This is a genomic window from Vibrio sp. R10-SF1-ISO8 (assembly GCF_059833805.1).
On sequence record NZ_JCBDHL010000021.1, the window covers coordinates 401,200 to 414,521 of the forward strand.

The window sequence follows — 13,322 nt, forward strand, 5'->3', positions numbered from 1 at the left end:
AAGCTATAAAATATGGTGCGGAAGGAGAGACTTGAACTCTCACACCTTGCGGCGCCAGAACCTAAATCTGGTGCGTCTACCAATTCCGCCACTTCCGCATCAATTCCTAACGACTTTAAAAGAAAAGTGTTTAGGAATGGTGGCTACGACGGGATTCGAACCTGTGACCCCATCATTATGAGTGATGTGCTCTAACCAGCTGAGCTACGTAGCCATACCATATTTTTGTTCTCTCCGATTCGTTGCCTTATCGTTGGGAACGGCGCGCATTATGCGAAGTTGAGGCAAGGCCGTCAATAGTTTTTTTGAATAAATCCTCAGAAATCAACCGTTCGGTTTCTTTTTAAACAAAGAGGCGTGTTAATGATCGAAAACTGATAACAAATTGACATCACTTCGAAGAGTTAATTTGTTTCTTTGTTAAAGGGCAATAAAAAAGCCAGCGTAAGTGCTGGCTTTTAAAGTCAATGACTTGGGCGTAAATTAAACGTTGAAACGGAAGTGAACAACATCGCCATCTTTTACGATGTAATCTTTACCTTCTAAACGCCATTTACCTGCATCTTTCGCACCGCTTTCGCCATTAAACTGGATAAAGTCATCGTAACCAACAACTTCAGCTCGAATGAAGCCTTTCTCGAAGTCAGTATGGATCTTACCTGCAGCTTGCGGAGCTGTTGCACCTACAGGGATAGTCCATGCACGAACTTCTTTAACGCCAGCAGTAAAGTAAGTGTGCAGAGTTAATAGCTCGTAGCCTGAACGGATCACGCGGTTAAGGCCCGGTTCTTCGATGCCCATATCTGCAAGGAACTCTTCACGATCTTCATCGTCAAGCTCAGAAAGTTCAGATTCGATTGCTGCACACACTGCAACAACGACGTTGTTCTCTTTCTCTGCGTATTCACGTACAGCGTCTAGGTACGGGTTGTTCTCGAAACCATCTTCGTTAACGTTAGCGATGTACATAGTCGGCTTAAGCGTTAGGAAGTTTAGGTAACCCACTGCTGCTAGTTCTTCTTTAGATAGCTCAACGGTACGCGCCATGCCACCTTCAGTTAGAACTGGAAGTAGCTTTTCAAGAACGGTCAGTTCAAACTTCGCGTCTTTGTCGCCACCTTTAGCTTTCTTAGCATTGCGCTGAATCGCGCGCTCACAAGAATCTAGGTCAGCCATTGCAAGCTCTAGGTTGATCACCTCGATGTCTTCGATTGGTGATACTTTACCTGCAACGTGAACGATGTTTTCATTTTCAAAACAGCGTACAACGTGACCGATCGCGTCAGTTTCACGGATGTTTGCTAGGAATTTGTTACCTAAACCTTCGCCACGTGAAGCACCAGCAACGAGGCCCGCGATATCAACGAATTCCATTGTGGTTGGCAGTACTTTTTGTGGGTTAACAATCTTTGCTAGTGCGTCTAAGCGCAGATCTGGCACAGGTACTACGCCTGTGTTTGGCTCGATAGTACAAAACGGGAAGTTTGCCGCTTCAATACCTGCTTTAGTGAGTGCATTAAACAGAGTTGACTTACCTACGTTTGGTAGACCAACGATGCCACATTTAAAACCCATGATAGTAACCTTATTCAGCTTTGAACGTGTGTAAACGATTTTGCGCTTTTGATAGACCATCTTTAATCAGGATGTCTAAACAACGGACAGATTCATCTGCCGCTGCATCAAGAAGCTCTTGTTCTTTTGCTGGAGCTTTGCCTAATACAAATCCAGCAACTTTGTCTTTGTGCCCAGGATGGCCAATGCCGATCCTAAGGCGATAGAAATCTTTGCAATTACCAAGCTTACTAATGGTATCGCGTAAGCCGTTATGCCCACCGTGGCCACCGCCTTTCTTAAACTTAGCGACACCTGGTGGTAAATCTAGCTCATCGTGCGCAACCATGATCTCTTCTGGTTTAATTTGATAAAACTTTGCCAAAGCAGCAATAGATTTACCTGAGAGGTTCATAAAAGTGGTTGGGATAAGCAAACGGAGATCCTGACCGTTAACCATAATTCGTCCTGTCATTCCAAAGTACTTGGCTTCGTTCTTTAGAGTGACGTTGTGAATACGTGCGAGTTCTTCTACTACCCATGCCCCCGCATTGTGACGGGTTCTGGCATATTCAGGCCCAGGATTAGCAAGACCGACAAGAAGTTTAATTTGTTGACTCAAGGTTAGGATCTCTCTTGGAATCTCAAAAAGCGCGGTATGATAGCATACAATTCTTGTCTCGGGCGAGACGAGCAATAAGCACAAATAAAAAAACACCCCAAGAAGGGGTGTTTTCAATTCGATTTAACCGCAGAGGCGATTAGTTGAACATCGCTGAGATTGACTCTTCATTGCTGATGCGACGGATTGCTTCAGCAAGCATGCGAGATAGGCTTAGACAAGTCACTTTACCTGTTGCTTCCATCTCTTTAGGTAGCGTGATTGAGTCAGTCACGATAACTTGGTCTAGCACTGAGTTACCGATGTTTTGGGCTGCGTTGCCTGAGAATACAGCGTGAGTTGCGTAAGCGAATACACGCTTAGCACCGCGCTCTTTTAGCGCTTCAGCTGCTTTACATAGCGTACCGCCTGTGTCGATCATGTCATCAACGATCACACAGTCGCGACCTTCAACATCACCGATTAGGTTCATCACTTCAGAAACGTTAGCACGTGGACGGCGCTTATCAACGATAGCAATATCGATGTCACCTAGTGCTTTTGCAGTTGCGCGAGCACGAACAACGCCACCTAGGTCTGGAGATACCACTACTGGGTTCTCTAGGCCGCGAGCTTCCATGTCTTCTAGCAGTACAGGTGTACCGAAGATGTTATCAACTGGAACATCGAAGAAGCCTTGGATTTGTTCTGCGTGAAGGTCGATGGTTAGAACGCGGTCAACGCCAACGTTAGAAAGGAAATCTGCAACAACTTTAGCAGTGATTGGCACACGAGCAGAACGTACACGACGGTCTTGGCGAGCGTAACCAAAGTAAGGGATAACTGCTGTAATACGGCCCGCTGAAGCGCGGCGCATTGCGTCAATCATCACTACAAGTTCCATTAGGTTGTCGTTAGTTGGTGCACAAGTAGATTGGATGATGAAAACATCACTACCACGTACGTTTTCGTTGATTTGAACAGCGACTTCGCCATCAGAAAAACGAGAAACAGTAGCATCACCAAGAGAGATGTATAGACGATCAGCAATACGTTGGGCTAGTTCAGGTGTAGCGTTACCAGCAAATAGCTTCATATCAGGCACGGTGGAAACCTCAGGGTTGCGTCCAGTTTTTAAATAGATTGTGAGTGGGCTAAGCGATACTTAGCCAGTGTCTCGTATAAAGGCGAAATATTCTTGCCTTTAGCGACAAATGCGGAGACAGTGTCTGGCAGTTTCCCGAGGGTAGTTTCAGCTTCATTTTTGCTCGAAAACTCGGCAAAAACGCATGATCCCGTCCCGGTCAACCGCGACGGCGCGTATTGTAGCAGCCAAGAAAGTTGCTTATCAACCTCTTGGTACAGCATTCTAACAATTTTTTCGCAATCGTTTCCGTAATCTCTGTCAAGAAGGGTTGCCAGTGTTCGTTTTGGCGTGTTTCGCGTTAAATCGGGGTGAGTGAAAATATCGACAGTGGCAATCGAGACATTAGGCCTGACGACTAAGTACCATTTTTCATCGGGCTGTGCAGGAGTCAGCTCTTCACCGACGCCTTCCGCAAAGGCCGCAAATCCGCGTGTAAAGACTGGAACATCCGCCCCAAGCTTTAATCCGATCTCTGCCAGTTCATCTTCCGAGAGGTCTGCTTGCCAAAGGTGATTAAGGGCGACAAGTGTCGTTGCGGCGTTTGATGACCCTCCTCCGATACCACCTCCCATAGGAAGAACCTTATTAAGTTCAATATGAGCGCCGAAAGGACAACCAGACTTTTGCTTCAGAGCGGTTGCGGCTTTCCAGATCAAATTATCTTCAAGGGCAACACCTGGGATCTGTGGTGATAGGGTAATTTTGCCGGTATTGTTGGCGGTGATGGTGAGATCGTCACCATGATCAAGGAACTGAAATAAGGTTTGCAGCTCGTGATAGCCGTTGTCACGGCGTCCGGTGATGTAAAGAAACAGATTAAGTTTTGCTGGAGAAGGCCAGTGAGTGGTTTCCGAGATCATTGGTTTGTATTCCACTTCGAAATAATGATGTTTATAGAGATATCGCCTTGTATGAGCTTCATCTTTTTCGGTAATGGGAGAGCAATACCGTCGATTAGCACATCTTGATAACTGGCGTAACTAAGCTGCCATACTTGGGCGCCCACTTTCTTGGTTAAAGATGCAAGGGTATTGGTTTGGTTTAATTGGTAGTCATCGGCTTGAGTCGGTCGACCTAACATCCAATCATTGAGTTGCTCTACTGGAATGTTTAGCCCCGTCAGCTGCTTAATCAAGGCTTCTGGGCTTGAAGCGTAAAAGGTTTGATCATCATAAGTTTCGACGCTAGCACCATCCAGAGTGGATTTTAGGTTAAGCGCAGTTTGACCGAGAAAGGTGGTCATTCTTAAATGGGTTAATGTCGGCGAGTGAGCCCATTGGAAGTTAAGTGACTGTCTTTGCTCGGGTGCAATGTAGCCGAGTTTGCCATTGGCTCGGTAATCTTGAATGGTGGCTAAACGTTGTTGATGAGTTTGCCACTCGACATTGGTGGTGCTGTCAATAGTCGCACAGCCATGCAAAAATAGTGTGCCGACGAGCAAGAGAAAAATAGATCGAAAATGTTTCACCATTGCTGATTATTTATCCAGTTTTAGCCAAAGTATCTGCTCACTATATCATTGAAATCACGAACTCAAGAAAACATATCCTGATTCCCCTTTCAATAAACGGGGGCATCAAGTAAAATTCCGACCTTATTTGTCCATTGTCTGATTCAGAGAACCAACGATACATGTCTTTGCTTGCTATAGGTATCAACCATAATACGGCCTCAGTCGAACTTCGTGAAAAAGTCGCGTTTGGTCCGGAAAAGTTACCTGAAGCGTTAGACCAGCTCGGCCAAAACCAAAACGTAAATGGAAGTGTGATTGTGTCTACATGTAATCGCACCGAAATCTATTGTGATGTGAAAAGTGGCGGCAAGAGCAAAATCGTCGATTGGTTGAGTCAGTTTCATCAAGTTAGTCCTGAAGATCTTAAACCCAGCCTTTATATCCATGAAGAGCAAGCTGCGATTCGTCATTTAATGCGAGTCTCGTGTGGCTTGGATTCTTTGGTACTGGGTGAGCCTCAAATCTTAGGACAGGTGAAACAAGCCTATTCTGACTCAAGAGAGAGTAAGGCAGTGGACGCGGCAATGGAGAAGCTGTTTCAAAAAGCTTTCTCGGTTGCTAAGCGAGTGCGTACTGAGACAGACATTGGCGGCAACGCCGTATCTGTTGCTTATGCGGCATGTACTCTCGCAAAGCATATTTTTGAATCGCTAGAGAAGTCGACGGTGTTACTGGTTGGCGCGGGTGAAACCATTGAATTGGTGGCCAAGCACTTAGCAGGCAATGGTTGTAGCAAGATGATCGTTGCAAACCGTACTAAGGAGCGCGCGCTTCCTTTGGCCGAGCAGTTTGGCGCTGAAATTATTGGTTTACCTGAAATTCCCGATCATCTCCCTCGTGCAGATATCGTGATCAGTTCAACCGCCAGCCCACTACCAATTATTGGTAAAGGGATGGTCGAAACAGCATTAAAAGCGCGTCGTTTCCAACCTATGCTGTTGGTCGACATTGCTGTTCCTCGTGATATTGAATCGCAAGTGGGTGAGCTAAATGACGCATACCTTTACTCTGTTGATGACCTGCAAACTATTGTTGATAGCAACATGGAGCAGAGAAAAATCGAAGCGATTCAAGCGGAAGCGATCGTCAGTGAAGAAAGTGCGGCATTTATGTCGTGGATGCGTTCTCTGCAAGCTGTCGACAGTATTCGAGAGTACCGTCAGTCAGCGAACGACATTCGAGAAGAGCTTCTCAATAAAAGTTTACAGTCTCTCGCAGCGGGTGCGGATGCAGAAAAAGTTCTGCTAGAGCTGAGTAATAAATTAACCAACAAGTTGATTCATGCGCCAACCCGTGCACTGCAAAGTGCCGCCGAGAAAGGTGAGCCTGCAAGGCTTGCTACTATTAGACAAAGTTTAGGTCTTGATCATTCTTAGGTATAAGAGTGACAGACTTCATTAGACCCCTGAGTTAAAGAAAACTATGAAAGCCTCTATTTTAACTAAGCTAGAAACCCTGGTTGAGCGTTACGAAGAAGTTCAACATCTACTTGGCGATCCTGATGTGATCGGTGACCAAGACAAATTCCGTGCGTTATCAAAAGAGTATTCTCAGCTAGAGGAAGTCACTAAGTGTTTCCAAGCTTATCAGCAAGCGCAAGAAGATCTGGTTGCTGCTGAAGAGATGGCAAAAGAAGATGACGAAGAAATGCGCGAAATGGCTCAGGAAGAGATCAAAGAAGCGAAAGAGACGATTGAACGTCTAAATGACGAACTACAAATCTTACTGCTACCTAAAGATCCTAATGATGACCGCAACTGTTTCCTAGAAATCCGCGCGGGTGCGGGTGGTGACGAAGCGGGTATCTTCGCTGGCGACTTGTTCCGCATGTACAGCAAGTTTGCTGAAAAGAAAGGCTGGCGCGTAGAAGTGATGTCTTCAAATGAAGCAGAGCATGGCGGATACAAAGAGATGATCGCAAAAGTCTCTGGTGATGGCGCATATGGCGTATTGAAGTTTGAGTCGGGCGGTCACCGTGTACAACGTGTTCCAGCAACAGAATCGCAAGGTCGTGTTCATACTTCTGCGTGTACTGTAGCGGTTATGGCAGAGATTCCAGAAGCGGAAATCCCAGAAATCAAAGCGGCAGACCTTAAGATCGATACATTCCGTGCATCAGGCGCGGGTGGTCAGCACGTTAACACCACTGACTCAGCGATTCGTATTACTCACTTACCAACAGGTACGGTTGTTGAGTGTCAGGACGAACGTTCACAGCATAAGAACAAAGCAAAGGCGATGGCTGTTCTCGCGGCTCGTATTATTCAAGCAGAAGAGGCGAAGCGCGCGGCTGAAGAGTCTGACACACGTCGTAACCTTCTAGGTTCTGGTGACCGTAGTGACCGTATTCGTACCTATAACTACCCTCAAGGCCGTGTTTCAGACCACCGTATTAACCTAACCATCTATCGCCTAAACGAAGTGATGGAAGGTGAGGTAGCAAGCTTGATTGATCCGGTTATTCAGGAGCACCAAGCGGATCAGTTAGCTGCACTAGCAGAGAACAACTAAACCAATGTCGGCTGACAACAGTGTTGAAAGCACACTAAAAAAGGCCGTACAGCAACTTCAGGAGAGTGGCAGTGATTCGCCCTCTCTTGATGCCGCGGTGCTACTTTGCCACGCCTTAGATAAACCCCGTTCATTTCTGTTGACTTGGCCAGACGAAATTCTCGAGGCTGAGCAGCTCAGTGATTTCCAAAATCTATTGCAGCGCAGATTAAGTGGCGAACCGATTGCCTACATCACGGGTGAACGTGAGTTTTGGTCATTGCCGCTGAAAGTCTCGCCGACGACACTGATTCCAAGACCAGATACGGAGCGCTTGGTTGAGGTTGCTTTGGATAAAGCGTTATTAAATCAGGGGGATATCCTCGATTTAGGAACGGGGACAGGTGCGATCGCTTTGGCGTTAGCCTCTGAACTTCCAAGCAGGAATGTTTGGGGGGTAGACCTTAAAACAGATGCCCAGCAACTCGCTCTATCTAATGCAACAGCCCTCAACTTAACCAATACCCAATTCTTAGCCGGTAGTTGGTTTGAGCCTTTACCCAGTGGCATAGAGTTTGCTCTGATTGTATCCAACCCTCCTTATATTGAGAAAGAAGATCCACATCTGACTCAAGGAGATGTGCGCTTTGAACCGTTAAGTGCTTTGGTGGCTGAAGAGAAAGGTCTCGCAGACATCAGACACATCGCAACACAAGCGAGATCCTATCTCATCAATGAGGGGTGGCTGATGTTCGAGCATGGATTTGAACAGGGTGAGGCGGTAAGGAACTTATTATTATCACTTGGCTACGATCAAGTGGAAACCTACAAGGACTATGGTGACAACGACCGAGTAACTATCGGCCAGTACCACCACTGAAGTAAGAGAGACTATCAATGTACGAAGGTTTAAAACATTTTCACCTGCTCACTATCGCCATCAGCGCTACATTATTATCGGTACGATTTGCCATGATGATGGCGAATTCACAACTGTTAGAAAAGAAGTTCTTCAAAGTATTCCCGCACATTAATGATACGTGCTTACTGTTGTCGGGTATTGGCCTGATCTTCATTACTGGCTTTATTCCATTTACCCCAGCGGCACCTTGGCTGACGGAAAAGATCACTTGTGTTTTGGCCTACATCGCTCTTGGTTTCTTCGCCCTAAAACTTGGCAAGAATAAGCTGCTAAGAACCTTCTCATTCTTTGGTGCATTAGGATGGCTTGCGATGGCAGGTAAAGTTGCTGTCACTAAGACGCCGATGTTCTTTGGATAATGTTTTTTGGTTAACGAGGTTATGACAACCCATATGCTTGAGTTATTTGATGAAGACTTTGATGCCATGGAGCTTGCCGAAGGTGCATTGGCGTTAAATAAAGCGATCAATCCTCAAACCCAAGTCCATTGGGCAGAAGCAGAGTTAAATCGGCTGGTACAAGAAGCTGAACTTGCTCTGGTTCATGAAGGGAACGACAAGCAGCGCTTTGAATCCCTATTGCGTCTCTTCTACTACGAGTGGGGATTCCAAGGTGATAGAGAAAGCTACTTCCATTCAGAAAATGGTTTTGTCGATAAAGTACTTGAAACCCGTAAAGGCATTCCTGTCAGCTTAGGGGCAATTTTACTCTATATTGCCCGTAAACTCGGCTTTCCTCTGGTAGGGGTAACTTTCCCAACTCAGTTTCTTGTTAAGCTTGAGTGGTATGGTGAGAAGCCGCTGTACATTAATCCATTCAATGGGGAGTATGTGACGGAGCATACGCTTGGTGCTTGGTTAATCGGTCACAAAGGTCCGCTTGCTAAGCTAGAATCGAAGCACCTATTAGAGACGGATAACCCAACGGTCATTGGTCGATGGTTAGCCTTACTGAAAAGTGCTCTGCTTAGAGAAGAGCGCTATACTTTGGCGTTAAAGTGTACCGATCTTGCGCTGACCTTCGTCCCTGATGACCCGTATGAAATTCGCGATCGTGGATTTATTTATCAGCAGCTTGATTGTCATCAAATTGCATTGAGTGATTATCAGTATTTTATTGACCAGTGCCCTGATGACCCAGCGGCAGAGCTGCTCAAGAATCAAGTCAACGCCATGAGTGAAACTCAGGTGACCTTACATTAAGCCCACCTCTTCGGAGCTGGCACGACATCGAAATAGAGAGAAGAACATGGAACAGAAAATTGTTCACGTTGGTGATATTCCAGTAGCGAACGACAAACCATTCACGCTGTTTGCAGGCATGAACGTACTAGAGTCGCGCGATCTAGCAATGCAGATTTGTGAGCACTACGTAAAAGTCACAGAAAAGCTAGGTATTCCTTACGTATTCAAAGCGTCATTTGATAAAGCAAACCGTAGTTCTGTGCACTCTTATCGTGGTCCTGGCTTAGAGGAAGGGATGAAAATCTTCCAAGAGCTGAAAGACACCTTTGGCGTTAAGATCATCACTGATGTTCACACTGAAGAACAAGCTCAGCCAGTGGCTGATGTGGTTGATGTTATTCAACTTCCTGCGTTCTTAGCTCGTCAAACTGACCTTGTTGAAGCAATGGCAAAAACAGGTGCAGTGATCAATGTTAAGAAGCCTCAGTTTATGAGCCCAGGACAGGTTGGTAACATCGTCGACAAGTTCAGCGAGTGTGGTAATGAGAACATCATTCTATGTGAACGTGGCTCTTGCCATGGTTACGACAACCTAGTCGTTGATATGCTTGGCTTTGGCGTCATGAAGAAAGCGTCTAACGGTAATCCAATCATCTTTGACGTAACACACTCACTTCAGATGCGTGATCCTTCTGGCGCTGCTTCTGGTGGCCGCCGTGAGCAAACTGTTGAGCTAGCAAAAGCAGGCTTAGCGACGGGAATTGCAGGTCTGTTTATCGAAGCACACCCGAACCCAGATCAAGCCCGTTGCGATGGCCCATCTGCTTTACCGCTGGATAAACTAGAGCCGTTCCTAGCGCAAATGAAAGCGCTTGATGATCTGATCAAAGGTTTTGACCATATCGATATTAAGTAGTGCTCAATATTGAATTTAAACAAGCCAGCTAATTTGCTGGCTTTTTTATTCTTGGTTCTTCATCAATTAATAGCCCTTACTCACCTGTCTACCATCAAATAAATTTAAATTGTTATAATATAACATTTGTGCGTTCATTTAGATCCTGATTATCCAATAGAAATTCTAATCCTGTTGCCTTTGCTAAATTAATCTTTTGATATTTGTTTTGTTATAACATAACGAAAATTGGTCGCGTTTGGTTGTTAACATTCACGAAGTTCGCCTTTTATGTTGATTAAATAACCTAAGTCACAATAGCGCTTAAAACGTTATTTCTCTCAGACAAACGTTTGCTTGTGATCTTATATTTGCGCCTGTGTAATTCTGGGCATTTATTACATGATTAATGGTTATTAAGAGTGATCCAGTCATCATAAATATGAAATTCAAGTGTCACTTTCGTCACCTTAATTTAAACTAGTTCAAGTTTTACTGCTCTCTCAGCCTGTTATTTTCCAAGTCTGTCTATTCACAGAGAGCAGTATAAAAAAGCAGTGGAAACCCCTAAAAGTTCAAAAGGTATGACAATGAAGCAAGGCCTGATCGTAAAAAGCGCTATTAGCGCAGCTATCCTGGCAACTCTAGCTGGTTGTGCAACGGCACCACAACACGAGTGGGAAGCAGACAAAACTTATAAGTTGACTGTTCTACACACTAACGACCATCACGGTCGCTTCTGGCAGAACAAATACGGCGAGTACGGCATGGCTGCTCGTAAAACACTGATTGATGAGCTTCGCGCAGAGATCGCTGCAGAAGGTGGTAGCTCGCTATTGCTATCTGGTGGTGACATCAACACTGGTGTTCCAGAGTCAGATCTACAAGATGCTGAGCCAGATTTTAAAGGTATGAGCAAAATTGGTTACGATGCAATGGCACTTGGTAACCACGAGTTTGATAACCCTCTTGAAGTTCTAATGAAACAGAAAGAGTGGGCGAACTTCCCAATGCTTTCTGCAAACATCTATGATAAAGAGACTGGCGAGCGTATGTTCCAGGCTTACGAGATGTTTGATCTACAGGGTATTAAAGTTGCCGTTATCGGTCTAACGACAGAAGATACGCAGAAAATCGGTAACCCAGAATTTATCGGTGGTATCGATTTCCGTGACCCTAAAGCAGAAGCGAAGCAGCTAATCGCTGAGCTTGAGAAAACTGAAAAACCAGATCTTATCTTCGCGGTTACTCACATGGGTCACTACGAAGATGGTAAGCGTGGCGTAAACGCGCCAGGTGATGTAGCACTAGCTCGTTACCTAGATGAAGGTTCTCTAGATATGATCGTTGGTGGTCACTCGCAAGAACCTGTATGTATGGAAGCGCCAAACGTTGTTAAGAAAAACTTCAAGCCTTCCGATGAGTGTAAGCCAGACCTACAAAACGGCACTTACATTGTTCAGGCGCACGAGTGGGGTAAATATGTAGGCCGTGCTGATTACGAGTTCCGTAACGGCGAGCTACAAATGGTGAGCTACGACCTAATCCCAGTTAACCTGAAGAAAAAGGTTAAAATTGACGGTAAGAAACAGCGTGTTCTTATCGAAGATGAGATCGCAGAAGATACAGAACTGCTAGAGTTCCTACGCCCTTACCAAGAAAAAGGTAAAGCGCAGCTAGACGTTAAGATTGCTGAAACTAACGGCAAGCTGGAAGGTGACCGTAACGTAGTTCGTTTCCAACAGACTAACCTAGGTCGTCTAATCGCAACGGCTCATATGGAGCGCGCGAAAGCTGACTTTGCTGTAATGAACTCTGGTGGTGTGCGTGATTCTATCGCTGCGGGTGAAGTGACATACAAAGACGTGCTGACGGTACAACCATTTGGCAATATCCTGACTTACACAGACATGTCTGGTCAAGAAGTGATGGATTACCTAAACGTTGTTGCAACTAAGCCAGTAGACTCTGGTGCGTACGCTCAGTTCGCAGGTATCTCGATGACAGTTGCTGATGGTAAAGTTTCAAACGTGTTCATCGGTGGCAAACAGCTTCGCCTAGATGAAACGTACCGCTTTACAGTGCCTAGCTTCAACGCATCAGGCGGTGACGGCTACCCTAAACTAATGGGTCACCCAGGTTTTGTTAACACAGGTTTCGTTGATGCAGAAGTACTAAAAGAGTACCTAGAGTCAAACAGCCCAATCGACGTGAACAAATACGCACCATCAGGTGAGATTGTTTACAAGTAAGTTGACACCAACTTATAACGGTCTTTAAGCTAAAGCGCTGCTCAAATGAGCAGCGCTTTTTGTTTGTCTAAAGTTGGAGGGAGTATGACTCCTGCAATAAATCTCGCTAAGAAGAAAAAAATTGCTCACACCATTCACCAGTACCATCATGACCCTAGAGCCGAAAGCTATGGTTTAGAGGCGGTAGAGGCTCTTGGGCAAAACCCTGAACAGGTCTTCAAAACCTTGCTATTTTGCTTAAATGGAGAGCCGAAAAACCTCGCGGTTGCGGTGATCCCCGTTGACCAGAAGCTCAACCTAAAGCAAGCAGCCAAAGCGGCAAAAGGCAAAAAGGCAGAGATGGCCAATCCGGACATTGCGCAGAAAACCACAGGGTACGTTGTGGGCGGCATCAGTCCACTTGGACAGAAAAAGTCTCTACCAACGTTTATCCATCAAAGTGCCGTTGGACAAGAAACGATCTGTGTTAGCGCGGGTAAACGAGGTTTAGAAATTGAGTTATCACCGCAAGATTTAGCAAGTCTAACCCGCGGTCAGTTTGCCGAGCTGTGTGGGTAGGGGATTAGGGAACGGACTTCGTCCTTCGGGATTTTGGAACGGGCTGCGCCCTATGGAACACTTCGTTTCGGGAAAGCGTTGCCCTGCTAGAAGTTCTACAGAATGTTGACAGGACTTGTCCTTTGGAAGACACAGTTTTCCAGTTTTCCAGTTTTCCAGTTTTCCAGTTTTCCAGTTTTCCAGTTTTCCAGTTTTCCAAAAAAGGG

The 13,322-nt window shown here is 45.6% G+C and carries 13 protein-coding genes and 2 tRNA genes; 8 read left to right on the forward strand and 7 right to left on the reverse strand.

What is annotated here, in order from left to right:
* Positions 1–13 precede the first annotated feature (13 nt).
* The 7 genes from AC6R00_RS19935 to lolB all read right to left on the reverse strand — a co-directional run bounded on the left by AC6R00_RS19935 (position 14) and on the right by lolB (position 4,773).
* Positions 14–98 (reverse strand) — tRNA-Leu (locus AC6R00_RS19935).
* 39 nt (positions 99–137) lie between these two features.
* Positions 138–214 (reverse strand) — tRNA-Met (locus tag AC6R00_RS19940).
* A 269-nt stretch (positions 215–483) separates the two neighbouring features.
* A complete protein-coding gene (gene ychF / locus AC6R00_RS19945; RefSeq protein ID WP_004747089.1) occupies positions 484–1,575 on the reverse strand; it encodes a redox-regulated ATPase YchF in 1,092 nt (363 codons plus the stop codon).
* Positions 1,576–1,585: 10 nt separating this feature from the next.
* Complete coding sequence (gene pth, locus AC6R00_RS19950) at positions 1,586–2,176, reverse strand: aminoacyl-tRNA hydrolase (protein WP_004747087.1); 591 nt, start codon at positions 2,174–2,176, stop codon at positions 1,586–1,588.
* A 139-nt stretch (positions 2,177–2,315) separates the two neighbouring features.
* A complete protein-coding gene (locus AC6R00_RS19955) occupies positions 2,316–3,260 on the reverse strand; it encodes a ribose-phosphate pyrophosphokinase (RefSeq protein WP_004747085.1) in 945 nt (314 codons plus the stop codon).
* Positions 3,261–3,289: 29 nt separating this feature from the next.
* Positions 3,290–4,162, reverse strand: coding sequence for a 4-(cytidine 5'-diphospho)-2-C-methyl-D-erythritol kinase (gene ispE, locus AC6R00_RS19960; protein ID WP_500641671.1), 873 nt, complete (start codon positions 4,160–4,162; stop codon positions 3,290–3,292).
* Positions 4,159–4,773 carry a lipoprotein insertase outer membrane protein LolB gene (gene lolB, locus AC6R00_RS19965; protein WP_500641672.1) on the reverse strand — a complete coding sequence of 205 codons (615 nt, stop codon included), beginning with the start codon at positions 4,771–4,773 and terminating at the stop codon, positions 4,159–4,161. The genes ispE and lolB overlap by 4 nt, the downstream gene beginning before the upstream one ends.
* A 161-nt stretch (positions 4,774–4,934) precedes the next feature.
* Here lolB and hemA point away from each other — a divergent pair, with 161 nt between their 5' ends.
* The 8 genes from hemA (at position 4,935) to ybaK (ending at position 13,116) form a co-directional block, all read left to right on the forward strand.
* Positions 4,935–6,191 (forward strand): glutamyl-tRNA reductase, encoded by a 1,257-nt coding sequence (gene hemA, locus AC6R00_RS19970; protein ID WP_500641673.1) that lies wholly within the window; start codon positions 4,935–4,937, stop codon positions 6,189–6,191.
* Positions 6,192–6,237: 46 nt separating this feature from the next.
* Positions 6,238–7,326, forward strand: coding sequence for a peptide chain release factor 1 (gene prfA / locus AC6R00_RS19975; RefSeq protein ID WP_004747078.1), 1,089 nt, complete (start codon positions 6,238–6,240; stop codon positions 7,324–7,326).
* Between the two features lie 4 nt (positions 7,327–7,330).
* Positions 7,331–8,185, forward strand: coding sequence for a peptide chain release factor N(5)-glutamine methyltransferase (gene prmC / locus AC6R00_RS19980; RefSeq protein WP_500641674.1), 855 nt, complete (start codon positions 7,331–7,333; stop codon positions 8,183–8,185).
* A gap of 17 nt (positions 8,186–8,202) precedes the next feature.
* On the forward strand, positions 8,203–8,586 hold the full coding sequence (locus tag AC6R00_RS19985; RefSeq protein WP_004747076.1) for a SirB2 family protein: 384 nt from the start codon (positions 8,203–8,205) through the stop codon (positions 8,584–8,586).
* A 33-nt stretch (positions 8,587–8,619) separates the two neighbouring features.
* The gene (locus tag AC6R00_RS19990) at positions 8,620–9,429 is read left to right on the forward strand and encodes a SirB1 family protein (RefSeq protein ID WP_500642213.1); all 810 of its coding nucleotides are present in this window, start codon (positions 8,620–8,622) and stop codon (positions 9,427–9,429) included.
* A gap of 46 nt (positions 9,430–9,475) precedes the next feature.
* Positions 9,476–10,327, forward strand: coding sequence for a 3-deoxy-8-phosphooctulonate synthase (gene kdsA / locus AC6R00_RS19995; RefSeq protein WP_500641675.1), 852 nt, complete (start codon positions 9,476–9,478; stop codon positions 10,325–10,327).
* Between the two features lie 569 nt (positions 10,328–10,896).
* Entirely contained in the window at positions 10,897–12,558 is a 1,662-nt protein-coding gene (ushA, locus tag AC6R00_RS20000; protein ID WP_500641676.1) for a bifunctional UDP-sugar hydrolase/5'-nucleotidase UshA, read from the forward strand.
* Between the two features lie 84 nt (positions 12,559–12,642).
* Positions 12,643–13,116, forward strand: coding sequence for a Cys-tRNA(Pro) deacylase (ybaK, locus tag AC6R00_RS20005; protein WP_425665998.1), 474 nt, complete (start codon positions 12,643–12,645; stop codon positions 13,114–13,116).
* Positions 13,117–13,322: the final 206 nt, after the last annotated feature.

Coding starts and splice junctions, on each gene's coding strand:
- ychF (WP_004747089.1), bottom strand. CDS start 1,575: ATGGGTTTTAAATGTGGCATCGTTGGTCTACCAAACGTAGGTAAGTCA.
- ispE (WP_500641671.1), bottom strand. CDS start 4,162: ATGATCTCGGAAACCACTCACTGGCCTTCTCCAGCAAAACTTAATCTG.
- lolB (WP_500641672.1), bottom strand. CDS start 4,773: ATGGTGAAACATTTTCGATCTATTTTTCTCTTGCTCGTCGGCACACTA.
- hemA (WP_500641673.1), top strand. CDS start 4,935: ATGTCTTTGCTTGCTATAGGTATCAACCATAATACGGCCTCAGTCGAA.
- prfA (WP_004747078.1), top strand. CDS start 6,238: ATGAAAGCCTCTATTTTAACTAAGCTAGAAACCCTGGTTGAGCGTTAC.
- prmC (WP_500641674.1), top strand. CDS start 7,331: ATGTCGGCTGACAACAGTGTTGAAAGCACACTAAAAAAGGCCGTACAG.
- AC6R00_RS19985 (WP_004747076.1), top strand. CDS start 8,203: ATGTACGAAGGTTTAAAACATTTTCACCTGCTCACTATCGCCATCAGC.
- AC6R00_RS19990 (WP_500642213.1), top strand. CDS start 8,620: ATGCTTGAGTTATTTGATGAAGACTTTGATGCCATGGAGCTTGCCGAA.
- kdsA (WP_500641675.1), top strand. CDS start 9,476: ATGGAACAGAAAATTGTTCACGTTGGTGATATTCCAGTAGCGAACGAC.
- ushA (WP_500641676.1), top strand. CDS start 10,897: ATGAAGCAAGGCCTGATCGTAAAAAGCGCTATTAGCGCAGCTATCCTG.
- ybaK (WP_425665998.1), top strand. CDS start 12,643: ATGACTCCTGCAATAAATCTCGCTAAGAAGAAAAAAATTGCTCACACC.